At 66.4% G+C, this 24,876-nt stretch carries 16 protein-coding genes; 10 read left to right on the forward strand and 6 right to left on the reverse strand.

Annotation, left to right across the window (positions count from 1 at the left end; genetic code table 11):
- Window positions 1-76: 76 nt before the first annotated feature.
- The 7 genes from K2R93_01445 to K2R93_01475 all read left to right on the forward strand — a co-directional run bounded on the left by K2R93_01445 (window position 77) and on the right by K2R93_01475 (window position 9,953).
- On the forward strand, window positions 77-1,129 hold the full coding sequence (locus K2R93_01445; GenBank protein MBY0488479.1) for a BMP family ABC transporter substrate-binding protein: 1,053 nt from the start codon (window positions 77-79) through the stop codon (window positions 1,127-1,129).
- Window positions 1,126-2,664, forward strand: coding sequence for an ABC transporter ATP-binding protein (locus K2R93_01450; protein MBY0488480.1), 1,539 nt, complete (start codon window positions 1,126-1,128; stop codon window positions 2,662-2,664). The genes K2R93_01445 and K2R93_01450 overlap by 4 nt, the downstream gene beginning before the upstream one ends.
- A gap of 26 nt (window positions 2,665-2,690) precedes the next feature.
- Window positions 2,691-3,806, forward strand: coding sequence for an ABC transporter permease (locus tag K2R93_01455; protein MBY0488481.1), 1,116 nt, complete (start codon window positions 2,691-2,693; stop codon window positions 3,804-3,806).
- Window positions 3,803-4,681 (forward strand): ABC transporter permease, encoded by an 879-nt coding sequence (locus K2R93_01460; protein ID MBY0488482.1) that lies wholly within the window; start codon window positions 3,803-3,805, stop codon window positions 4,679-4,681. The genes K2R93_01455 and K2R93_01460 overlap by 4 nt, the downstream gene beginning before the upstream one ends.
- Before the next feature lie 3 nt (window positions 4,682-4,684).
- On the forward strand, window positions 4,685-5,932 hold the full coding sequence (locus K2R93_01465; GenBank protein ID MBY0488483.1) for an MFS transporter: 1,248 nt from the start codon (window positions 4,685-4,687) through the stop codon (window positions 5,930-5,932).
- 128 nt (window positions 5,933-6,060) lie between these two features.
- Window positions 6,061-7,818, forward strand: a complete 1,758-nt coding sequence (locus tag K2R93_01470; GenBank protein ID MBY0488484.1) for an amidohydrolase — start codon at window positions 6,061-6,063, stop codon at window positions 7,816-7,818.
- A gap of 119 nt (window positions 7,819-7,937) precedes the next feature.
- Window positions 7,938-9,953, forward strand: a complete 2,016-nt coding sequence (locus K2R93_01475; GenBank protein ID MBY0488485.1) for a S9 family peptidase — start codon at window positions 7,938-7,940, stop codon at window positions 9,951-9,953.
- A 24-nt stretch (window positions 9,954-9,977) separates the two neighbouring features.
- On the opposite strand, the gene K2R93_01480 is transcribed toward K2R93_01475, so the two are convergent.
- The 6 genes from K2R93_01480 to K2R93_01505 all read right to left on the reverse strand — a co-directional run bounded on the left by K2R93_01480 (window position 9,978) and on the right by K2R93_01505 (window position 19,842).
- Window positions 9,978-10,586, reverse strand: coding sequence for a hypothetical protein (locus K2R93_01480; protein MBY0488486.1), 609 nt, complete (start codon window positions 10,584-10,586; stop codon window positions 9,978-9,980).
- Window positions 10,587-10,632: 46 nt separating this feature from the next.
- Window positions 10,633-12,633 (reverse strand): ABC transporter ATP-binding protein/permease, encoded by a 2,001-nt coding sequence (locus K2R93_01485; protein ID MBY0488487.1) that lies wholly within the window; start codon window positions 12,631-12,633, stop codon window positions 10,633-10,635.
- A 76-nt stretch (window positions 12,634-12,709) separates the two neighbouring features.
- Entirely contained in the window at window positions 12,710-13,609 is a 900-nt protein-coding gene (locus K2R93_01490; protein MBY0488488.1) for a nuclear transport factor 2 family protein, read from the reverse strand.
- A gap of 48 nt (window positions 13,610-13,657) precedes the next feature.
- Entirely contained in the window at window positions 13,658-15,268 is a 1,611-nt protein-coding gene (locus K2R93_01495; GenBank protein MBY0488489.1) for an alpha-amylase family protein, read from the reverse strand.
- Window positions 15,269-15,273: 5 nt separating this feature from the next.
- A complete protein-coding gene (locus K2R93_01500; protein ID MBY0488490.1) occupies window positions 15,274-16,842 on the reverse strand; it encodes a RagB/SusD family nutrient uptake outer membrane protein in 1,569 nt (522 codons plus the stop codon).
- Window positions 16,843-16,857: 15 nt separating this feature from the next.
- On the reverse strand, window positions 16,858-19,842 hold the full coding sequence (locus K2R93_01505) for a SusC/RagA family TonB-linked outer membrane protein (protein ID MBY0488491.1): 2,985 nt from the start codon (window positions 19,840-19,842) through the stop codon (window positions 16,858-16,860).
- 407 nt (window positions 19,843-20,249) lie between these two features.
- Here K2R93_01505 and malQ point away from each other — a divergent pair, with 407 nt between their 5' ends.
- From malQ to K2R93_01520, 3 genes are read left to right on the forward strand one after another with little or no spacing between them, the layout of a single operon-like run.
- Window positions 20,250-21,710, forward strand: a complete 1,461-nt coding sequence (gene malQ / locus K2R93_01510) for a 4-alpha-glucanotransferase (protein MBY0488492.1) — start codon at window positions 20,250-20,252, stop codon at window positions 21,708-21,710.
- On the forward strand, window positions 21,707-23,026 hold the full coding sequence (locus tag K2R93_01515; GenBank protein ID MBY0488493.1) for an MFS transporter: 1,320 nt from the start codon (window positions 21,707-21,709) through the stop codon (window positions 23,024-23,026). Before malQ ends, K2R93_01515 begins: the two co-directional genes overlap by 4 nt.
- Before the next feature lie 4 nt (window positions 23,027-23,030).
- Window positions 23,031-24,854: a cyclomaltodextrinase N-terminal domain-containing protein gene (locus K2R93_01520; GenBank protein ID MBY0488494.1), complete on the forward strand. Its 1,824-nt coding sequence runs from the start codon at window positions 23,031-23,033 to the stop codon at window positions 24,852-24,854.
- Window positions 24,855-24,876 lie beyond the last annotated feature (22 nt).

Genomic DNA, 24,876 nt, shown 5'->3' on the forward strand with positions numbered 1-24,876 from the left:
ACCGGTTCGTGCCCCGGGCTTTTTCACGTCGGCTACCCCTTCCGACTGAGCCAGTCGGCGGCGAACCTTGTGGGTCATGCGTCGGACCCTCCTCCTGATCGGGGCGCTTTTTGCGGCCCACCTCGCATTTCTGACCGTTCACCCCGCCGGCGCCACCGTTGGAGATTCCTCCGAGGGGCTCGACGTGGGGATCGTGTTCGACGTCGGTGGCCGTGGCGACAAGTCGTTCAACGACGGCGCCTATCTGGGCGGCGTCCGGGCGGCCAAGGCGCTGGGCGCGCGCGTCACCTACATCGAGCCCGGTGAAGGCTCTGATCGCGAGGCGGGGCTCCGCCTACTGGCGGCCGAAGGGATGGATCTCGTGATCGGCGTCGGGTTCATCTTCACCGACGATGTGAACACGCTCGCGAAGGAGTATCCGAACGTTCGCTTCGCCGACGTCGATTACTCCGTGGCGACCGACAGCGTGGGGAATCCGCTGCCGATGCCGCCCAACCTCAAGGCGCTCAAGTTCCGCGAAGAAGAGGGGTCGTTCCTGGTCGGCGCGCTCGCCGCGCTCGTGGGGAAGAGCAAGAAGGTCGGCTTCGTGGGCGGGATGGACATCGCCCTCATTCACAAGTTCGAAGCGGGCTATCGCGCCGGCGTGAAGCATGTCTGCCCCGACTGCGAGGTGATCGCCGCCTATGCGGGCGTGACGCCCGAAGCGTTTCGCAATCCGGGGCGCGGCAAGGAAATGGCACTGGCGATGTACAACCAGGGCGTGAACGTGATCTTCCACGCCTCGGGCTCCACGGGGCTCGGGGTGTTCGAAGCCGCGCGCACCACGAACAAGCTGGCGATTGGCGTGGACGCCGATCAGTACAACGAAGCGCCGGGGTACGTGCTCACGAGCATGGTGAAGGGGATCGACGAATCGGTCTTCCAGGCCGTCAAGTCGGTGAAGGAAGGCACGTTCACCGGCGGCGTGCAGCAGTTCGGTCTCAAGGAAAAGGGCGTCGGCTACATCTACGACGAGCACAACAAGGCACTCATCCCCGACAGCGTGCGTGCACGGCTCGACGCGCTCACGGCCGACATCATTGCCGGCAAGATCACGGTGCCGAGCACGCGTGAGGCGGAGAAGCGATGAGCGCGCCGCTGGCGGTCCAGATAGCGGGGGTCGTGAAGACGTTCGGCGGCGTGGTCGCGAACCGCGATGCGTCGCTGGACGTAGCCGCGGGGGAGATTCACGCACTCGTGGGCGAGAACGGCGCCGGCAAGAGCACACTGATGCGCGTGCTGAGCGGCATGTATGCGCCGGACGCGGGGACCATCACGGTGAATGGCCGCAACGTGACCGGGTGGAAGACCCCGGACGCGATTGCTGCCGGCGTGGGGATGGTGCATCAGCACTTCATGCTGGTCCCGCCGCTCACCGTGGCCGAGAACGTCGTGCTGGGGAGCGAACCGCTCAACGGGCTGCAGGTCGATCTCGCGCGCGCCGTACGCGACGTGGAGGCGCTCTGCCAGCGCTGCGGGTTGCATGTCGATCCGCGGGCGGTCGTGGCCGATCTCTCGGTAGGCGAAGCGCAGCGGGTGGAGATCCTGAAGGCGCTCTATCGGGGCGCCAAGATTCTCATTCTCGACGAACCCACAGCGGTGCTCTCACCGCCGGAAGTGCAGGAGCTGTGGGGTGTGCTGCGTACGCTGCGCGAGAACGGCGGCACCGTGGTGCTCATCACGCACAAGCTCGACGAAGTCATCGCCATTTCCGACACCATCACGGTGATGCGCGCCGGCGCAACGGTATCGCGCTTCCCGACGCAGGGGGTAACGCCGCGCGATATCGCCAAGGCGATGGTGGGGCGCGACGTGAACCTGCATCTCGATGCCCTCGGCGCGGTGCGTGCGGGGGCGGGTCAGGGCGCGGACGCGTCGATCGCTCCGGTGCTGCGCGTCGACGCGTTGTCGGTGAAGAGCGACCGCGGAACGGCGGCCGTGAAGGGACTCAGTTTTGACATCCGCCCGGGGGAGATCCTGGGGATCGCCGGCGTCGAAGGCAACGGCCAGACGGAGCTCCTCGAGGCGATTGCCGGCCTGCGCGCGGTGGATGGCGGTCGTATCTCGCTCGGCAGTCACGACCTGAACGGCTTGTCGGTGCGGGAGCGGGCCGATCGCGGTCTGTCGCATATTCCCGAAGACCGGCATCGCCGCGGGCTCGTGCTCGAGTACTCGATCGCCGACAACCTCATTCTCGGGCGGCAGCATCACTTCGCGTCGCGCGGCACGCTCGATCGCGCGCGCATCGCGGCCAATGCCGGTGAGCAGATCAAGCGCTTCGACATTCGCCCGCCGATGGCCGAGCTGCCGGCGCGGGCGCTCTCGGGGGGCAACCAGCAGAAGATCGTCATCGCCCGGGAGATGGGGCGCGAGTTCAGTGTGCTGCTCGCGGCGCAGCCCACGCGCGGCGTGGACGTGGGCGCCATCGAGTTCATTCACGAGCAGCTGCGCGCGGCACGCGAGGCGGGCAAGGGGCTTCTGCTCGTCAGTGCGGACCTCCCCGAAGTGCTGGCGCTCTCCGATCGCATCGCCGTGATGTACGGTGGGCGCTTCGTGACCGTGCTGCCGGCGTCGGAGTGCACCGCCGAGTTGCTGGGGCCGTTCATGACCGGAGCCGCCGCATGAGCGCCACCGCCAAGACGACGAGTGAAATGCGCGCCTCGAGCGAAGCGCCCGCCCCGCGGCAACCGTCACGCCTATGGGAGGCGGTGCTGCCGCCGATCGTGGCGCTGGCCATCGCCGCCGTGGTGGGCGACCTCCTCATCCTCACCTTCGGCGAAGCACCGGCCACGGTGTACGCCCTGCTGGTGAAGGGCACGTGGGGGAACGCGTACGGCATCGGCCAGGTGCTGTACAAGACGACCACCCTCACCTGCACCGGCCTCGCATTCGCGCTCGCCGGGCGCGCAGGGTTGTTCAATGTGGGCGCTGAAGGGCAGCTCGCTGCCGGTGGCTTCGGGGCAGCGGTGATGGGCATGCTGCTGCCGAGTGCGTTGCCGGGGGTGTTGGCCGTTCCGCTGTGCATCGCCGCGGCGATGGCGACCGGGGCGCTGATCGGCCTGCTCCCGGGCTGGCTGCGCGCGCGCTTCGGGGCGAGCGAAGTGATCGTGACGATCATGCTCAACTTCATCGTGCTCGCGCTGCTCAACTGGCTCGTGAGCGCCAAGATCCACGTCCCGGAAACCCTGCACACGCCGGCGGTCACCGCCGGTGGCGTGCCGCGGCTCTCGCAGGCGTTCCCCGTCTTTGCCGGCAGCGCCGCCAACTTCACACTGCTCGCAGCGGTGGCGGCGGCGGTGGCCGCGTGGTGGTACCTGTTCCGCACGCGCAGCGGTTATGAACTGCGCGCGGTGGGGCTGCAGCCGGATGCCGCCGAGTACGGCGGGGTAAAGGTGTCGCGGGTCCTGCTGGTGACGATGGCGTTGTCGGGCGCACTCGCCGGTCTCGGCGGCATCAACTTCGTGCTCGGCTACAAGGGCTACTACGAAGAGGGCTTCGCCGGTGGCGCGGGCTTCCTCGGCATCGCGGTGGCGCTCGTGGGGCGCAATCATCCGTTCGGCATTCTTGGCGCGGCGCTGCTCTTTGCGACGCTGTCGCAGGGCGGGCTCGCGGTGAACGCCATCGTGCCGAAGCAGCTCACGGATATCCTGACGGCCGTGGTGATTCTGGCGGTGGCGACTGCGGTGCCCGAAGTGCAGCAGCAGCTCCGCAAGGCCGCGGCCGGGATGTCGGCCGCGTTCGTGAAGAAGACGAGGGCCGGCGCATGATGGTGCTGGCGTTCATCCTCCAGGCCCTGCGCATCGCCGTGCCCTATCTGCTGGCGGCGGCGGGCGGCGTGATGTCGGAGCGCGTCGGCGTAATTGCGCTGGGGCTCGAGGGGTTGATGCTGTCGGGTGCCTTTGGCGCCGCGCTGGGCAGCTACTACGGCCAGACGCCGTGGGCCGGGTTGATTGGCGCGCTGGTGGCCGGCGCGGTGGTGACGAGCCTACTGGCGATCGCCACGCTGCGCTTCAAGGCCAACCAGGTCGTGGTGGGTGTGGCCATCAACCTCATTGTGGTGGCCGCGACGCGCTTCTTCCTGCGCCTGGTCTTTGACAGCGCCAGCAACTCGCCGCGCGTGCCCGGCTTTGGTGGCGAGGGCGCGGGGAATGCGATGCTGGCGAGCTTCCTCAATCCGGTGGTGTGGATTGGGTTGGCCGCGCTGCCGTTGCTAGGGTGGGTGCTCTATCGCACGCCGTTTGGCCTGCGCGCCCGCGCGGTGGGCGAAAAGCCCGAAGCAGCGGCGTCGCTGGGCGTCAACGTGATGGGGCTGCGCCTCAAGGGGCTCTACATCGCCGGTGCGCTCGCGAGCCTAGGCGGCGCGTATCTGTCGCTCGATCAGCACCAGTTCACCGATAGCATGACGGCGGGGCGCGGCTTCATTGCGCTCGCCGCCGTGATCTTTGGCCGGTGGCAACCGACGCGGGTTGCCGTGGCCTGCCTGCTCTTCGCAGGCGCCGAGACACTTCAGATCCAGTTGCAGGGCGCTCAGCTCGTGCCAAGTCAGTTCGTGGAGATGATTCCGTACGTGCTGACGATCGTGGCGCTGGCGGGCGTGGTGGGGCGCAGTGTGGCGCCGGCCGCTCTGGGCAAAACCGAGTAACGTGTGACCGCCACTCCCACTCCCGTCTCTCCGACGCCCGCCGCTCCCGACGCTGCACCGGATAGTCGCACGGCCTTCGGCAAGCTGGCCGTGCTGATGATCACGGCCTTCATCGACATGCTCGGCCTGTTGATGATCCTGCCGCTGCTGCCGTTCTATGCGAAGAGCCTGGGCGCGGGCGGATTGGTCGTCGGGTTTCTGGTAAGCTCCTTCAGTGTGGCGCAGCTGCTCAGCGCGCCCATGTGGGGGCGCTTCAGCGACAAGCATGGTCGGCGACCGGCCCTCATGGTGGGGCTCGCCGCCAGTGCCATTGCGTACATCGTGTTCGCGTACGCGAACAGCCTGTGGCTGCTCTTCCTCTCGCGCATCGTGCAGGGCGCGGGTGGCGGCACGGTGAGTGTGATTCAGGCCTACGTGGCCGACGCCACGCGCCCCGAAGATCGCGCCAAGAGCCTCGGCTGGCTCTCGGCCGCCACGAATGCCGGAGTGGCCCTCGGCCCGGTGATCGGCGGCTGGGTGCGTCACCTGGGGCCACATACGCCGGGGCTCGTGGCCGCGGCGATGTGCGTGATGAACATGGCCTTCGCGTGGAAGTACCTCACCGAAGTGCGGAAGGAGCCGGGGGCGGGCAAGACGAAGCCCAAGGGCTCGAGCGAAGCGGTACTCCGGGTGATCAGTCACCCGAGCGAACCGGCGTCGCGCCTCATTCTGATCTACGCCATCTCGATCGGCGCCTTCCAAGGGACGACCGCCATTCTCGCGCTCTTCCTGGCGTGGCGGTTCGGCGTGACGGAGACGACGATCGGCTACTTCTTCATGTACATCGGCACCCTCAGTGTGGTGGTGCGCGCGCTGTTCCTGGGGAAGGTGGTGGACAAATTCGGCGAGCCGCGCCTGAGCCGCGTGGGGTTGGTGTTCCTCGCGACGGGGCTCGTGGGGCTCTCGTTCGCGCCCAACTACGTCATCCTCGCGCTGGCCGTAGGGCTCCTGCCGCTCGGGACGGCGTTCACGTTCCCCTGCGTGACGGCGATGCTCTCGCGCGTGGTAAGCAGCAGCGAGCGCGGGCTCTACATGGGCGTGCAGCAAACCTTCGGCGGCATCACCCGCGTGGCGTTCCCGGTGATCCTCGGCGCGGCCTTCCAGTACGCCGGCGAGCGGACGCCGCTCTGGATCTCGGCGACGCTCGTGCTCTCCACGCTGTTGATGGGACGCGATCTGGAGAAGTACTCGCCGCGGGTGAAGCCGGCGTAGTTGATGGTGTGTTGAACTGATCGCACAGAGGACACAGCGTCACAGAGGAAACCGCGGCGTGCTCTTCTGTGATCGCTGTGACTCTGTGTGCTCTGTGCGCGCTGTTCCATTCAATCAGCCCCACTCTCATGATCACGTTCAAGTCGAAGGTGCTCGCCGCTATCACGGTAGCGATGATCGGGCACCAGGCGGTCGTTGGCGCGCAGACGCCGCGCGCCACGCTCGTGTTCACCAACGGCCGCATCCTTACCGTCGACGCGAAGGATCGGGTCGTGCAGGGCGTGGCGATCGAGGGGAACCGCATCGTCGCCGTGGGCACGAACGCCGAGGTGCTGAAGTTCGCCGGCCCGCGTACGCAGCGCGTGGATCTCAAGGGGCGCACGATGACGCCCGGGTTGCTCGACGCGCATGCGCACTTTTCGGGGAGCGGCGCCGACCGGTTGTTCGTGCTCGACCTGAGCTATCCCGCCGTGAGGTCGATGGCGGATGTCGCCGCGGCGATCAAGGCGAAGGCGGCCGAGCTCCCCAAGGGGACGTGGATTGCCGGGCGCGGATGGGATGAAGGGAAGCTCGCCGAACAGCGGTTGATCACCGCGCGCGACATCGACGCGGTGTCGCCGGACCATCCGGTGTATCTCACGCAGACCACCGGCCACTACGGCGTGGCGAATAGCCTGGCGATGAAGCTCGCGGGCGTCTCGAAGGACACGAAGGACCCGCCAGCCGGGACGATCGATCGCGATGCACAGGGGAATCCGACCGGCGTGCTGAAAGAAGGCGCGCAGGGGCTGGTGCGCCGCCTCATTCCGCCGCGTACGGCCGCACAGAGTGAGCAGGCGATTCGCGAGATGGCCAAGGCGTTCGTCGCCGAAGGGATGACCGGCGCCAAGGACCCGGGGATCAGCGGGACCACTTTTGATCTGTACAAGAAGATCGCCGCCGACGGTGGGTTGCCGGTGCGCATCTTTGCGCTCTGGAGCAGCGGCCGCAACGTGGAGGCCGCCAAGCAGCTGATCGCCGAGCGCGCCGCGACCACGCGCCCGTACGAAAGCACGGGCGACAACCATGTCGTGGCCGGTGGCGTGAAGCTCTATGTGGATGGCTCGGGCGGCGCGCGCACCGCGTGGCTCTATCAGCCGTGGAGCAAGAACTTCAAGGAAGTGGACGGCGACAACCACGGTTATCCGGCGTCGAATCCGGATACGTTGCGGATGATGATCAAGCTGTACCACGATGCCGGCATGCACGTGTCGGTGCACTCGATCGGCGATCAGGGGATCGACTGGGTCGTGGACAGCTACGACCAGGCGATGCGCGCCAACCCCAGGAAGGGGCTGCGGCATGGGATCATCCACGCCAACATCCCCACCGACCACGCGATCGACGTGATGGCGCGGCTACAGAAGGACTTCGACGCCGGCTATCCCGAACCGTCGGCCTCCTTCAACTGGTGGCTGGGTGACACCTACGCCGGCAACTTCGGCGATGCCCGCGCCCTGCGGCTCAATCCCTTCCAGACCTACGTCAAGAAGGGGATGATCTGGGCGAACGGCTCGGACTTTGGCGTGACGCCCTTCCCCGCCCGCTACGGCATCTGGTCCGCCGTCGCCCGCGAAACGCTGCTCGGCACGTATGGCAAGACACCGTTCGGCACCGCCGAATCGGTGGACGTCCACACCGCGCTCAAGAGCGTGACGATCTGGGCGGCGCATCAGATGTTCCTCGAGACGCAGATCGGGTCCATTGAGGTGGGCAAGCTGGCCGATCTGGCGGTGTGGGATCGCGACTTCTATCGCGTACCGACGGCGCAGCTCAAGGACGCGACGTGTTTGATGACGGTGTTTGATGGACGCGTGGTATATCGCAAGACCGACGCGAGTTTTTGATCTGTTTGAACTGCTCGCACAGAGCACACAGAGACACAGAGAGCACCGGGGCGTTTTCCGATGACCTCTGTGCCTCTGTGACCTCTGTGCGATCAGTTCAACCCAGCCAGCCCCTCCCCATGACCAGAACCCATTCACGCTCAGCGGCCACCGCGCTGCTGACCCTGCTCTGCGCATTCTCCGCGGCCAACGCCCAAGCGCGCCGTCCACTCCGTCCCGGCGATCTCTACCGCTTTCGTGACGTCGGCGCCGGGCGCATCAGTCCGGATGGCCAGTGGGTGGCCTACACCATCACCACCGTCGACTCGGCGAAGGACAAGAGCGACAGCGATGTGTGGATGACCAGCTGGGATGGCACGCGCACGCTCAAGATGGCCGGCTCACCGGAGAGTGAGTCCAACCCGCGGTGGAGCCCCGACAATCGGTATCTCAGCTTCGTCTCGGGGCGCTACGAGTCCAAGGGTGGCCAGATCTGGCTGCTCGACCGTGCGGGTGGTGAGGCGGTGCGGCTCACCGATCTCAAGGGCGGCGTGGGCGAGTACGAATGGTCGCCGGATGCGCAGCGCCTCGTGATCGTGTCGCACGATCCCGATCCCGAAGACGCCAAGCCGGACTCGCTCAAGACCAAGAATCCCAAGCCGATCGTCATCGATCGGTATGCGTTCAAGCGCGATGTCGAAGGCTACCTCGACCATCGGCGCGATCACCTGTATGTGTTCGATCTCGCGACCAGGAAGGTCGAGCAGATCACCAGCGGTGACTTCGATGACACGCAGGTACACTGGTCGCCGGACGGCACCAAGCTCGTCTTCGTCAGTGAACGGAGCGAGAAGGACCCGGATCGCGCGAACAACAGCGACATCTTTGTCGTGGACGCCAAGTCGGGTGCGACGCCGCGCGCGCTGACCACCTGGAGCGGCCCCGATGCCAGCCCGGTGTGGAGCCCGGATGGGCAGTTCATCGCCTATCTGCAGGGGAGTGCGCCCAACCTGTCGGCCTACACGCAGAACACCATTGCCGTCGTGCCGGTCAGCGGCGGTGCGCCGCGTCTGCTGGCCACGGAGCTCGATCGTGATGTGACCCAGCTGTCGTTCACGGCCGATGGCAAGGCGCTGCGCTTTCTCGTGGGGGATGATCGCGCCCAGCACCTGGCCACCGTTCCGGTGAACGGCGGCGCGGTGACGCGCCCGCTGGCCGGTCGCCGGGTGGTCACGAGCTACGAGGTGAGCAAGACCGGCCGCATGGTGGTGAACACCGGTACGGCGCAGCGCTCGGCGGAGATCCACGCGCTCGAGGGCGACACGCCGCGCGTCCTGACGCATGTGAACGACGCCGTCTTTGCCTCACTCGAGGTGGCCACCACCGAAGACATCGAGTTCAAGAACAAGGACGGGCTCACGGTCGGCGCCCTGCTCGTGAAGCCCGCGAACTATCAGGCCGGCGCCAAGTATCCGCTGCTGCTGCGTATTCACGGCGGCCCGAACGGGCAGGACCAGCACCTCTACAACTTCGAGCGTGAGCTGTTCGCGGCGAATGGCTACGTGGTGCTCGCGGTGAACTACCGCGGCAGCAGCGGCAAGGGGCAGGCGTGGAAGAAGGCGATCTACGCCGACTGGGGGAACAAGGAGGTGCAGGACCTGCTCGCCGGCGTGGACCATGTCATCGGGCTCGGCATCGCCGATCCGAACCGGCTCGGCATCGGCGGCTGGAGCTACGGCGGCATCCTCACCGACTACACGCTGGCCACCACGCAGCGCTTCAAGGCCGCGACGAGCGGTGCCGGCAGTGCGCTCCAGACCACGATGTACGGCACCGACCAGTACATCTACCAGTACGAGAACGAGCTCGGCGCGCCGTGGAAGAACCCCAAGCTCTGGGAGAAGCTGAGCTATCCGTTCTATCAGGCGCCCAAGATCACCACGCCCACGCTGTTCCTTGGCGGTCAGCAGGACTTCAACGTACCGATCGGTGGCGGCGAGCAGATGTATCAGGCGCTCAAGTCACTCGGCGTGCCCACGCAGCTCGTCGTCTATCCCGGGCAGTTCCACGGGATCTCACGCCCGAGCTTCGTGAAAGATCGCTACGAGCGCTATCTCGGATGGTACAAGCAGTACCTGATGGGCGTCACGCCCTGATGCGGGGTCGTGCGGGCGCGCGTGTCAGCGCGCCCGCACCCAGTAACGCACACCGACGCGCGCGCCGACCGCGTTCCACTTCACCGCCTCGGCCACCACGGCTTCGCTGTTGCGCTTCCAATTGTCGTAGTTGGACTTGGTCCAGGTGGCCGCGCCCTCGACCGACCAATGACTCGCCGCGAGCCGCATCACGCCAATCGAGGCCCACGGGCCGACGTTGCTGGAGGTAAAGACGTCGGTGGTCTCGTAGCGAATGGTGCGGATGCCGAAGCCGCCTTCCGCAAAGGGGCGCACGGTGGCGCCGGCCTTGCCGAGGTAGCGTAGGCCAAGCTCGAGGCCGTTCACGGTGTAGTCCTGCGTGCCGGCGGTGGATTGGATCGGCCGGAAGGCGCCGAGCAGGGAGAGGCGCGGCGATGCGCCATACGCGACTTCGATCTGCCCGCCCGGCTTCGTGGCGCCGCCGTCGAGGCCGCTGCCGCTGCTGGTCATCTTGGCCCCGGACGCAGACGCCGCGAGGCTGAAGCCCGTGCCTGAGGGGACCAGGGCGTTGGCTTGGGCACGCGCCACCTGTGGGGCAGCGAGTCCGCCGAGTAACGCGAGACCAAGACTGGAACGGCTGATGAGCTGACGCATACGATTCGCCGAGTGGGGGAAGGGCGGAACGGGCTCTGGTGCGAAGTTACGTGATGGCCCCGCCAGTCTCCAGCGCGGCCGAGGCCTCGGCCGCCGCGAAGGCCTCATCCACGGTGCCCGCCCCATGCTGACGCCGCACCATGCCGGCATACCGCCCATCAGCCGCCATCAGCGCCTCGTGTGACCCCTGCTCCACGACGCGTCCGTTGTCGAGCAACAGAATGAGATCGGCCTTGCGAATGGTGGACAGGCGGTGCGCGATGATGAACGTCGTGCGCCCCTGCACCAGATCGGCGAGCGACGCCTGAATGAGCTGCTCACTCTCGGTATCGAGGTTGCTCGTGGCCTCGTCGAGAATGAGCAGCTGCGGGTCGGCAAGAATGGCGCGGGCGATCGCCAGCCGCTGCTTCTGTCCACCCGAGAGCTTCACCCCGCGTTCGCCGACGATCGTGTCGTAGCCATCGACCAGCCGCTCGATGAATTCGTGCGCGTTGGCGCGCCGCGCCGCCGCTTCCACCTCGGCGACGCTCGCGTCGTGCCGACCGTAGGCGATGTTATCGCGCACGGTGCCGTCGAAGAGAAAGACATCCTGCTGCACGAGCGCCAGGCGGCCGCGCCAGCTCGATAGCCGCAGATCTCGCAGGTCGATGCCATTCACGCAAATCCGCCCGCCGGTCGGATCGTGGAAGCGCGCGACGAGATCGGTGACCGTGGTCTTGCCGGCCCCGCTACGCCCGACGAGCGCCACGACCGTGCCGCCGGGAATGACCAGATCGAGGTCGTGCAGGACCGGCTTGCCTTCGTGATACGCGAACGAGACATGCTCGAGCCGCAACTCGTCGATACGCGCCGGCGCGACCTGGGCGTTTGGCACATCGGGTTTGTCCGGGGGCATCGCCAACACCTCGAACACGCGCTCCATCGCGGCCAGCGAGCGCTGCATCTCGCTGAACGAGTTCACGATGTTCCACACGGGCCCCATCAGCAGGAACGTGTACCACTGAAAGGCAAAGATGTCGCCCACCGAGGCGCGCCCGGCGAGCGTAAGATGCCCGCCATACCACACAATGACCACGTTCACGATCGCGGTGAGCAACCCCCAGCTGGTCCAGAGGACCAGCTCCCGGCGCCCGGCGAACAGTTCCTTGCGCAACACCGTGTGGCGCCCCTGCATGTACGCCAGCAGTTCGCGCGTTTCCTGCCGGAAGGCGCGCACGACGCGAATGCCGCTGAACGCTTCGCCGACGCGCCCGTCGATCTGCTCCACATCCTTGCGCACCACGCGGTACACCGGGCGGATGCGCTTGGAGAAGGTGAAGCTCATGATCATGGCGCCGGGAATCACGGCCAGCGCCATGATCGTGAGCCGCCAGTTGAGCGTAAAGAGCACCCCCATGGCGATCAGCAGCTTCACCACCGAGATCGATGGCGAGATGATCGCCATCTGCAGCAGCCCACTGGTGGTTTCCACGTCCCCCGACAGCCGCGACAGCAGGCCGCCGGTCTTCATGTCCCAGAGCTTGTTGAGTGGCAGGTTGAGAAAGCGGTCGAAGATCGCGCGGCGGAGCGACAACACCACGCGCACGTTGAGGATACGCTGCGTGTAGTCCTTCGAGACGGAGATCAGCGCCGAGACGACGACCAGCGCCAGGAACGACACGCCGGCGACATTCAAACGCCAGACACGCTCGGCGGCGTCGAGCTTGGCCAGCAGCACCTTGTCCACGATCCAGCGCATGAACAGCGGTTCGATGCTCTGCGCACCCGCCGACAGCAGCGCGAGCACACACACGGCGGCCAGCCGACCGCGATGTGGCGCGAGCCAGCGCAGGTAGTCGCGCAGGTAATCCTTGCGTGAGCCGCCAAGCAGCGAATCACGCCAGCGGGCAACGCGTCCCTTGGGCTTGGCGTTCGCATCCGGCGTCGCGTCGGGCGTCGCCTCAGGCTTCGTCGGGGTCTTCGCATCGGCATCGCCGAGCGTGCCCGCGTGGTACTGCTCGACGAAGGCGCGATAGCGCAGGCGGGAGGATCGTGGCGGGTTGGCCATCCCCAACGCTACCGATTTTCGAGCGGACTCGTCAGGCGGTCAGGGGCGATCTTTCTGAGCGAAGGCCGCGAGCGTGTCACTCGGCGAAATACCGCCACGCGCCATCAACCTTGCGCCAGATCGTGAAGAACGACGAACCCGTGGCCCCCGGTGCGTTCTTGGGGCGGATCACGCCGAACGTGATACCAAGATCATTACTCGTCGCGACGATCGCCGTATCGGCGCTCCAGGTGATCGTGCTGGGAGCGTCGAGCGGCTGCCCGCCCGCCACCACGCGCGCGATCGCATCGGCCCCACGGACGAACCGGCCATCACTCGGCAGCCCCACATTGAGCGATGCGGGTGTTCCGCGCTGCGCAAAGGCGGCGCCCACACCGACCTGATTGGCGAGCGCCGAGAACTCGGCTTCGGCGGCGCGGAGTTCCTGCACCTGTTGCGCACGAATCGCGGCCGTGCTGAAGGGCGCCACCACGCGCGGCGGCAACAATGGCGGCAACGCCGTGGAGTCGATCGGGACCCAATCCATGGGGCGGCGACGCCACGCGGCGGCGCGCCAGCCACTCCCGGTCAGCGTCCAGAAGGTGAGGTACTTGAACGCGGCACGTGATCCGTCGGCCCGCGTGGTCATCAGAAAGCCAACGGTGAAGGCGTGCGCCGCGTCGGCGGCCACACCGACCTCGATGGGCGTCCAGTGCGGGCGCGCCGTGCTGTCTGGCGTGGCGGCGAGCGCCGCCACGATGCGCTCGCGGCCGGCGAGGATTTCGCCGCGCGGCGCGGGCATCAGTGCGCCATCGCTGAGCAGCGCGCCGATCGCCTGCGGCAGCGGGGCGGTGGTCGCCGCAAATCGGCGATCCGCCGCGAGCACGGCGTCGGCAACGGACTGTGGCGACGTGCCGGCGGGACGGCTAGGCGCATGCGTGGGCGCACACGCGGCACTCACCACCACGCACGCCATCCCGAACGAAAAACGGGTCATGCCGCCCATACGAGGCGCGACATGACCCGGATTCACCACCGCCTCGACCTAGAGCCGGGCGCCGGTGTGCAGCACGATGGCCGAGAGGGCCGGGGCCGTCACGGCCGCCGTTCCGCCGCTCACGACCACACTCGTGCCCACACAGCGACCCGCACTCACGCCACCGGTGAGCACATCGCAGTACGTCCCCGCCGGCAGGTTCGTCGGCACGCTGGCGGTGAGCGTCGCGGCCTCACGATTGATGAGCACGAAGCCCTGCGTCCCGCGGGAGAACGCCACGGCGTTGCCGCCGTTCGTCCACGGGGTGTTCGCATCCGACCCTGCGAGCCGCTTGCGGACGCCCACCATCGCCACGATGGTCGGATCGCGATGCTCGCAGATCCAGTGCGTGCCGATCACGGCGGCATCCCAGCTCGGCGCGCAGCTCAGCGCATTGGTCTCGCCCGTGCCGCTGGACGGTGGACCACGATCACGACCGAACTGCGACGTGCGGTCGAAGGCATAGCTCGACATCACCGTGGGATAGCCGTACGGGTAACCGAGCAGCCACACGTACGCGAGCCGCAACACCGCCCCATCGCGATAGGAGATGGGCGCGCCGTCACGCTGAGTATCGTGGTTCTCGATGAACGAGACCGCCTTGTCACTTGCCATCAACGCCCACGCGTTGGGCGAGAACTGCGCCAGATCGCCGACCTTCTGCGACCCCAGATTGATGAACTTGTCGCCGATGCCGCGATACTTGAACTCACTCACATCGCTGGCACCGCCGGTGTTGTAGCCCACCCCGAAGTAGTCGCGCGCCGCGACCGCATCACCGCCGTAGTCGATCACCTCGTGATAGACGTACGGCAGCGGCAAGCCTTCCGTGGCCGCCGTGCGGTTCACCAAGCCGATGATGGAGTCGAGCTCCACGGGCTGGATGTGCTTGGCCGCATCGATGCGAAAACCCGCCACCCCCAAGCGCAGCAGCTCCATCAGATACCCCGCGATCTTGGCGCGCACCGTGGGGGATCCCGTCTTGAGATCGGCGAGACCGAGCAACTCACAATCCTGCACATTGGCCGCGTCGCTGTAGTTGCTGACGCCGCACGGCGGGTGGAAGTCGCCGCTCGTGTAGAGCCCGGGATACTCGTACTTGGTGAACGCCGTCCCGGCGCTGCCGGTCCCGGCGTTCGTGCCCGACATGTGATTGACGATGGCATCGACGTAGATGTCTACGCCCGCGCTCTTGCACGCTTGCACCATGCTCACGAACTCGGCGCGCGTCCCCGAGCGGCTGCGATCGAGCTTGTAGCTCACCGCCTGGTAGCGCTGCCACCAGGGGGAGTTGGTGGCCAGCACGTGCTCCTGCGGCGGCGAGACCTGCACCGCCTTGTAGCCGGCCGGCCCCAGGCGCTGGGTGCATTCGGTGGCGATGTCAGCCCACCGCCATTCGAAGAGCTGCACGAACACGTCGCCGGCCGCCGCCCGACCCGTGGGCCGATAGGTCTGCGGAAGCGTGGGGCGCTCGAGTGGCGTGGTGATCGGCGGGGGCGTGATATCCGCGCCGCCGTGGGTGCACCCGACAGCGAAAAGCGCAGCCGCGAACATCGCGACCGCGCTCGTCTGCTGCCGGAGCGCCCGGCCCGGAGCAAGGCTCCGGACCAAGCGATCCATTGGCATCAGTACCCCGTGTTCTGCTTGAGATTCGGGTTCGCGATGAGCTCCGACGCCGGCAGCGGATAGAGCGCACGGAAGGCTTCCGTGGTCTTGCCCGCCTTCACGCCGCCCTTCCACGCCCAGACGCCCGTCGTGGTGAACTTGCCGAAGCGGATCAGGTCCGTGCGGCGGGTGCCTTCCCAGAAGAGCTCACGGCCACGCTCGTCGAGGATGAAGTCGAGCGTCATCTGCGCGTCGGTGATGTTCCCCGACGTGTTGCCGTAGGCGCGCGTGCGGAGCTGGTTGATGTAGTCCAGCGCCTGCGTCCGCGTGCCACCGCCACCACGCAGCACGGCTTCGGCGTAGATCAGGTACGCATCGCCGAGACGGAACATCGGGTAGTCGGTGTCGGCGAAGCCGAAATCCGATCCGACGCCACCCGTGGACTTGGCGTTGGTGTACTTGGGCGCCGCGATGCCCTGCGTGAAGTCAGTCATGTTGTCGATCGACAGCGACTGACCCGAGCGGAAGAAGAAGTTGTTGCGCTTGTCTTCGCCGCCGGCCGGGAAGAGGGCGACCGCTTCCGGCTTCGCGCGCAGGCCCCACCAGCCACCATCCAGCCCATAGTCGCCGGCGTTCATCTGATTGCCGACCGACGCGTGCGTGAGGAAGGTGGTGCCGCCGTAACTCTGCGTCTTCTTCCCGTCCTGCGGGATCGGGAAGATCATCTCAGGCGACGTGTGGTTGTCGGCCGAGAAGATGCGGCGGAAGTTGTTGTCGAGGCGGTACGAGCCCGCGATGACCTTCTCCGCCTCCGTCCGCGCTTCCGTGTAGCGGGCCGTGCCCGTGTACACCGCGGAGTTGAGGTAGAGCTTGGCCAGCAGCATCGCCACACCACCCTGGTCGACGCGGCCGTACTCGGCCGCCCCGGCGGCCGGGAGATCGGCGCGGATGGCGTTGAGCTCGTTCACGACATACGTGAAGACGTCGGCGCGCTTGGCCTGGGCCGGCGCCGTCTTGCCAATGGCGTCGGCGTCGGTCACGAGCGGCACATCGCCGAAGAGGTCGATCGCGTGCCAGTAGCTGAGGGCGCGCAGGAAGCGCGCCTCGGCCCGGTACTGCTTGACCGTCGCGGCGAGCGACGTCTGGCCGCGGGCGGCCAGCTTCGCGTCGCTCGTCTCACGCAGGAACTCGTTGGCCATCGCCACCTGGAAGTAGATGCGATAGTACATCGAGCCCAGGAACGAGTTCGACGAGCCCCAGATCTGCGTGTTCAGCTCCTGGAGCGGACCGTCGTTCCACGCGATGACCGCTTCATCGGTGGGGAGCTCCTCCATCTGCCACCAGAGGCGGACGTACTGGGAGAAGCCTTCGTCGAGACCGGCAATGTCCCCGCTCCCCGCGGGGCCGGACTGACCGGAGAGCGTCAGGCCACCATAGATCTTGGCGAGGAACTGCTTGTACGCCGCCGGATCCGTGAAGATGTTCGCACTGGTGACCGAGCTCTTGGGCTCGGTGGTCACGTCGGTGCACGCCCCGAGGGCGAAGAGCACCGCGGTGGCCATGAGCAGCTTGCGAGCGTTAATCGTCATAGGTCGTGACCGGAATTAGAAGCCGACGTTGAGACCGACGGTAATGGTGCGCGACAACGGATAGATGTTGTTGTCGATCCCATTCACACCCGCCAGCGGGTCGATGCCCGAGTACTTCGTGCTCGTGAACGCGTTCTGGACCGTGCCGAAGGCGCGGAGGTTGTTGAGCCCGCCGACCTGCTTGAACGTGTAGCCCAGGGTGATGTTGTCGAGGCGGAGGAACGAGGCCTCTTCAACGTACACATCCGACCAGTACTGCGGCTTGGTGAAGTTGTACTTCGTCGCGCTGGCATGGACGTTCGCCGGCGCGTTGCCGCTCAGCACCTGATAGTTACCCAGGTTGGACGAGATGTTGTTGTACACGTAATTGCCGAGGTAGGCGCGCGCCGTCAGGGACAGGTCGAAGCGCTTCCAGGCCATGTTGGACGTGTGTCCAATGATGAGCCGCGGCGCCGGGTTCTTATAGACGACGCGATCATCGAAATTGATATTCCCGTCGCCGTTCTGGTCGACGTACATGTCCTTGTCGGCCACGTTGCCGGTCACCGGCTGGCCGTTGGCGCCCTTCTTCGTGCGGTACACGTAGAAGGAGTTCACCGGGTAGCCCGGCTTGAGCACCTGCACCGTGTTGCCCACGCCGCCAGCGATTCCGCCAGTGAGAATGGCGTCGGAACCGGCGCCGCTGATCTTCACGACCTTGTTCGTGTTGCTGGAAAGGTTCAGGTTCGCGTCCCAGCTGAAGGCGCCCTGCTTCGCCGCCTCGAACACCTTGCCCGTCAGCCCGAGTTCCCAGCCCTTGTTCTGCAGGCTGCCGATGTTGGTCGTGACGAAGTTCGAGAGGTTCGTACCGGCCGGAACCGGGACTCTGAAGATCAGGTCCTTCGTGTTCTTGACGTAATACTCGGCCGACCCCGTGATGCGGTTCGAGAAGAGGCCGAAGTCCGCGCCGATGTTGTTCGAGGTCGTCTGCTCCCACTTGATGGCGGGGTCAACGGCGCTCGGACGGATCATGTTGATGAACGAGTTGCCGAACTGGACGAGCGCCTGGCCATTCGACGTGCCGTAGGTGGACACGAAGAGGTAGTTGCCGAACGCCTGGTTACCGTTCACACCCCAGCTGTAGCGGAGCTTGAGGTCCGACAGCGGCGTCTTGTCCTTGAGGAACGGCTCGTCGATGACGCGCCACGCGAACGCGGCCGACGGGAACACACCCCACTGGTTGCCGGGGCCGAAGCGCGACGATCCGTCACGACGGACACCGCCGGTGAAGAGGTACTTGTCGTTCAGCGTGTAGTTCAGGCGGGCGAAGCCGGAAATCAGCTTGGCGTCCTGCACGTCCAGGAAGTTGCCGTACGTCTCGGCGCCCGGGATGCCGTTGATGCCGAGGAGGCTCGTCGAGAGCTTCTGGGCGAACATCGACGGGTAGTAGCCGTTCGACTGCTCGTAGGTGTAACCGGTCGTGAAGTCGACGTCGCTCTTGTACGCGTCATAGTGGCGCGCGTAGTTGGCGAACGTTTCGAAGACCGTATTGACCTGGCGCGGGTTGTTCTGGTCGAAGCGGCCGCCGCGGCTCGACTCGATGTCGGTCTGCGCGGTGGCGGGCGAGAAGTACGTGCGCGTGGACTGCGTGAAGTCGTAGCCGGCGCGCGCCGTGACCGAGAGTCCTTCGACGTGCGGGATGCGATAGCGCGTCTCGACGTTGCCAATCGTGCGGAACACGTTGCCGCGCTCCGTCACCAGGCCGAGATCGCTGAGCGGGTTGTTCGCGCCGAGCGGATCCGACCATTGGAAGTACGTACCGTTGGCGTTCTTGATCGGCTGCGTCGGGTTCATGGCCGTCGCATTGCCCAGCACGCCACCCGGCGTGTAGAAGTCGTCGTTCTTCGACGCCTTGAGGCTCGTCTTCACTTCGAGCTGATCGTTGAAGAGACGATCGCTGTAGTTGAAGTTCGAGGCGATACGGCGGGCCGTGGTGCCCTGCAGCACGCCGTCCTGGTTCAGGTAGTTGAGCGACAGCCGGTAGCGCATGGCGTCCTTGCCGCCCGACACCGCCATGTTCTGTTCCTGCCCACCGGCCGTGCGCTCGATGGCGTCGAGCCAGTTGGTGTTGGCCGAGCCGAGGCGGCTCACATTGCCCGGCGCGAACTGCTGCATCGCCGCGCGATACTGCGCCGCCGACATCATGTCGAGGTTCTTGATGATCGACGAGCTCGAGTACGACGAGCCGTAGGTCACCTGCGTGCCGATCGAGCCGCGCTTGGTGGTGACGATGACGACACCGTTGGCGCCGCGCGAGCCGTAGATGGCCGTGGCCGAGGCGTCCTTGAGCACCGAGATGCTCTCGATGTCGCCCGGGTTGATGAAGTTGAGCGGGTTACGGCCCGACGACACGCCACCGCCGATCTGGAGCGGCACCCCGTCGATGACGAAGAGCGGCTCGTTGGAGGCGTTGATGGACGTGCCGCCGCGGATGCGGATGGCCATGCCACCGCCCGGCTCGTTGTTGTCGACGACCTGCACACCGGGGACCTTGGCCTGAATGAGCTGGGCCGGGTTGATGACGCGACCGGTGTTGAAGGTCTTCTCGGTGACGGTTTCGACGACGCCCGTACGATCACGGGCTTCGCGCGTGCCGTAGCCGGTCGTCACGACGGCCGCGAGCTGCGCGGCGAGGGCGTCGAGGGAGACGTCGACCGTGGCCGACTGGTCGGGCTGCACGCTCACCGAGACTTCCTTGGCGGCGTAGCCGATGCGGCTGAGGCGGATCTTCTGCGTGCCGACGGGAACGCCGACGAGCACGTAGCCACCGTCCGGCCGGGTGTGGGCGCCGACGGTCGTACCGACCACGAGCACCTGCACATTGGCCAGGGGGCCCTGCGATGATGTTTCGACGACGCGACCGGTGATGCGGCCGGTGCTGCCCTGCGCCGAGACCTGCTGGGCGCTAAGCAGTCCGACGGCGGTCACCGCGGCGAGTAGCCAACGGGCGCCAACGAACATGAAACGAACCTCCGGGGGTGCTGAAGAGCGGATGCGCGTGCGCGTCGCGGAACGCAACGGGCGCGTCGCACCCAGGGTGGGGAAACGGGGAGGGATTGGTAACGGCATTCGCTCGATGATCCTGAACGGGAGTCCAAGCATCGAAGGACTGCTGCGTCCGACTCGGGGGGAAGGTGAGTCGATTCGGCGGGTGAACGCACGCCACGAAACGGAGTGGGAACAGTGTTGTCAAGAATGATTTCGCCGATGAGGGGCAAGTAAACCTTTTCATGCGCAAAGTCGTGCAAGTGTTTTTCTGGTAATCGGTTTCATGACCCGAGCCATGATTTTTCCCGCTGGCGATTCCGCGTCCCGCGCACAAGCTTGCGAGCTCCCTCCCCTACCTCGCCCGCCGCTTTTCTGCTGCCATGAAGTTCCCACGCGCTGCCGGCATCCTGCTGCATCCCACCTCGCTCCCCGGTGCCGGGGGCATCGGCGACTTCGGTCCCGACGCTTTTCGCTTCATCGACTGGCTCGCCGCGAGCGGCATGAAGATCTGGCAGGTGCTGCCGCTCGGGCCCACCGGCTACGGCGACTCGCCCTACCAGTGCTTCTCCGCGTTCGCCGGCAATCCGCTCCTCATTCACGTCCCGGGCTACAGCGGCGACTTCCCCGCCCACCAGGTGGATTTCGGCCACGTCATCGCCTGCAAGCAGCAGGCGCTGGCCCGCTGGCTCGATACCGTGCCGTACGACGACGCGGTGCGCGCGTTCGTCCAGCGCGAAGCCCACTGGCTCCCCGACTACGCGCGCTTCATGGCCCTCAAGCAGGCCCACGGTGGCGTGGCGTGGACCCAGTGGGAGGCGGGCGCCGCCCAGCGGGAGCCCGCCGCCATGGCCCGCTGGGATGTGGAGCTCAAGGCCGAGATCGAGCGCATCCACAAGCAGCAGTACGTGTTCTTCGGGCAGTACGGCGCCATTCATCGCGCCTGCCAGCAGCGCGGCATTCAGCTCATGGGCGATGTGCCCATCTACGTCGCGCACGACTCGGCCGACGTCTGGGCCAACTGCAACGAGTTCTTCCTGCACGCCGACGGGACGCTCAAGGTGCAGGCCGGTGTGCCGCCCGACTACTTCAGCGAAACCGGACAGCTCTGGGGCAATCCCCTTTATGACTGGGAGAGGATGCACGCCGAGGGCTACTCCTGGTGGATCGCCCGCATGCGGGCCGCCCTCCAGATGTTCGACGTCGTGCGCCTCGATCACTTCCGCGGCTTTGAGGCCTACTGGGAGATCCCCGGCGACGCGCCGAACGCCATCACCGGCCGCTGGGTGAAGGGACCGGGCGCAGCGCTCTTCGACGCGCTCACATCGGCGCTCGGCCCGCTGCCCATCATCGCCGAGAATCTGGGGCTCATCACCCCCGAGGTGGAGCAGCTGCGCGAGCAGTTCGGCTATCCCGGGATGAGCATCCTGCAGTTCGCGTTCGACGGCCAGTCGAGCGACTTCATTCCGCATCGCTACATTCGCGAGCGCGTGGTGTACACCGGCACGCACGACAACGACACCACCATGGGCTGGTGGCGCTCCACGGGCGAGGGCGACTCGACCCGCTCCGCCGATGCAGTTGACCGCGAGAAGGCGTTCGCCAAGCGCTATCTCGCCACCGACGGCAGCGACATGCACTGGGTATTGATCCGCACGGCGCTCGCCTCGGTGGCGAACACGGTGCTTGTACCGATGCAGGACGTGCTCGGCCTCGGGAGTGAGGCGCGCATGAACCTGCCTGGCCGCCAATCCGGCAACTGGGGGTTCCGTTTCACATGGGAGCAACTCACGCCCCACCTGACCGAGCGCCTGCGGGAGCTCGCGGTGACGTACGAACGGTGAACACCACCACGCGCGACCCCGGGCCCGGAAACTTCTGGGCCATCTGGAACATGAGCTTCGGTTTCCTCGGCATTCAGTTCGGCTGGGGGCTGCAGATGGCGAACATGAGTGCCATCTACGAGTATCTGGGAGCCAAGCCGGACCAGATCCCGATGCTCTGGCTGGCCGCGCCGCTGACGGGATTGCTCGTGCAGCCGGTGATCGGCCATCTGAGCGACCGTACCTGGTCGCCGCGTTTCGGTCGCCGCCGCCCGTTCTTCATGATCGGCGCGATCCTCAGTTCGCTGGCGCTGCTGATCATGCCGCAGGTGAGTGCGCTGTGGATGGCCGCCGGGCTGCTGTGGGTGCTCGACGCCTCGATCAACGTGTCGATGGAGCCGTTCCGCGCCTTCGTGGCCGACCTGCTTCCGCCGGAAGGGCGGACGCGGGGATTCGCGATGCAGTCGCTGTTCATCGGTCTAGGCGCCTCCATTGCGAATGCGCTGCCGTGGATGCTCACCAACTGGTTTGGCGTGGCGCCGAGCGCCCCGGGCACGATTCCGCAGGCAGTGCGGCTGTCGTTCATGGTGGGCTCGGCGGCGTTCTTCGGCGCGGTGCTCTATACGGTGCTGACGACCAAGGAAAAGCCGCCCGAGGATATGGCGGCCTTCGAACGTGAAAAGGCGCAGAGCGCCGGCTTGGCGGCCGGTGCGCGGGAGATTCTCGCCGCCATTCGCGAGATGCCGGTGACCATGCGCCAGCTGGCGTTGGTGCAGATCTGCACGTGGCTTGGCCTCTTCTGCATGTGGCTCTACTTCGGGCCGGCCGTGGCGGTGAACGTGTTCGGCGCCCCCGACGCGCAGTCGCCGCTCTATCAGGAAGGCGTCGCCTACGCCGGGCTCTGCTTCGCCGCCTACTCGGTGGTGTGCTTCTTCTTCTCGTTCTTCCTGCCGCCCATCGCCAAGCTGCGGGGCGCCAAGGTGACGCACGCGCTCTGCCTCTCGGCCGGTGCGATCGGCCTGATGTCGGTGAGCGTGATCCACACGCCGTGGCTGCTGATGCTGTCCATGGTCGGGGTGGGCATCGCGTGGGCGAGCACGCTCTCCATGCCGTATTCGATGCTGGCCAACGCGCTGCCGGCCGGCAAGACGGGCGTGTACATGGGGATCTTCAATTTCTTCATCGTCCTCCCCGAGATCGTCGCGTCGCTCGGCTTTGGCTGGGTGATGAACAACGTGCTCGACAACAACCGGCTCGCGGCCGTGGTGGCTGGCGGGGCCTTTATGGCACTCGCCGCGCTGCTGGTGCTGCGGGTGAAGCAACCTGAAACGAGATAGGCGCATGATTCGAGCGTCCCGCCGCATCGCTCTGGCATTGACCTTCAGCGCGGGCGCGCTGAGGGCGCAGGCGCCCAGTGTCAGCAAGGTCGAACCGCCCAATTGGTGGGCGAACCACAGCATCAACCCCGTGCGCGTGCTCGTGCGCGGGGCGCACCTGGCGGGCGCACGCGCGTCGTGTGCGCCGCTGGTCTGCGGTGCGGTGACCGTGAATGCGGCCGGCACCTACGCGATGCTCGATGTGCGCATCGCGCCAACGATCAAGCCGGGTGACTATCCCATCACGCTGACCACGGCACAGGGGAGCGCGAAGGCACCCTTCACCGTGAGCGCCCAGCTCCCCACGATGGGGCGCTTTCAGGGCTTCTCGAACGATGACGTGATCTATCTGATCATGCCCGATCGGTTCGCGAACGGCGATACCACCAATGATCGCACCAAGAAGTCGCCGGGGATTCTCGATCGCACCAAGCGGCGCTGGTACCACGGCGGAGACCTCGCCGGCGTACGCAAGCAGCTGCCGTACCTCAAGTCGCTCGGCATCACCGCGCTCTGGATGACGCCGGTGTACGATCAGAACGACGGCGAGGATACCAAGGAGGTCTACGATGGTCAGACCAGCACCGGCTATCACGGCTACGGCGCGGTGGACTTCTACAACGTGGACGAGCACCTCGGTACGCTCGCTGAGCTGCGCGCGCTGACGGATGAGGCGCACGCGATGGGGATCAAGCTGGTGATGGACATGGTCGCGAACCACACCGGCCCCTATCACCCATGGGTGAAGGACGCGCCGACGCCGACCTGGTTCCATGGCACCGAAGCCCAGCATCCGAACAACGACTGGCAGACGTGGACGCTGCGCGACCAGGCCGCGAATCTGGCCATGACGAAAACGGTGCTCGACGGCTGGTTCGTGAACATCCTGCCCGATCTCAATCAGGATGATCCGGAGGTCGCGAAGTACATCATCCAGAACACCCTCTGGTGGGCCGGCGTCAGCGGCATCGATGCCATCCGTCAGGATACGTGGCAGTACGTGCCGGTGAAGTTCTGGCGCGACTGGATGGCCGCGATCAAGAAGCAGTATCCGAAGATGAACGTGGTGGGTGAAGTACTCGACGGCGACCCGGCCCACATTGCGTACTTCGAAGGCACGCATGTCACGCCGGACGGCGTGAAGACGGGGGTGGACTACATGTTCGACTTCCCGATGCACTTCGTGATGCGCGAGGCCTTCGCCCGCGGCGGCTCGCTGCGGGAAGTGGTGAAGATGCTGTCGCGCGACTTCCTCTATGCCAATCCGAACGCGATGGTGACGCTGCTCGGGCTGCACGACGAGCCGCGGTTCATGGGGGAGCGTGGGGCGACGGTGGCCGGACTCAAGCTGGCGTACACGCTCCTGCTCACCAATCGCGGCACGCCGATGCTCTACTACGGCGACGAGATCGCCATGCCCGGCGGTGGTGATCCGGACAACCGCCGCGACTTCCCCGGCGGCTGGCCGGGCGACGCGACCAATGCCTTCACCCCCGCCGGTCGGACCGCCGATCAGCAGAGCGTGTGGACGCACATCCAGACGCTGCTGCAGCTCCGCGCCAAGACCCCCGCGCTGCGCACGGGCAAGATCGAACACCTGCTCGCCACCGAACAGCAGTTCGTCTATCGCCGCGGCACCGTGGTAGTGGCGATCAACAACGCGAACACCCCGGCGACAGTCACACTCCCGGTGCCGGCGATCGGATCCGATGTCCTCAAGGCGTGTGCGTCGCTTAGTGGCACGGCGTTGACGATCCCGGCGCGTTCAAGCTGCGTATTCGTGCCGTAGCGCCTTCGTGTCCCTTCGCGGC

It is taken from the genome of Gemmatimonadaceae bacterium (assembly GCA_019752115.1).
Taxonomy (GTDB): domain Bacteria; phylum Gemmatimonadota; class Gemmatimonadetes; order Gemmatimonadales; family Gemmatimonadaceae; genus Gemmatimonas.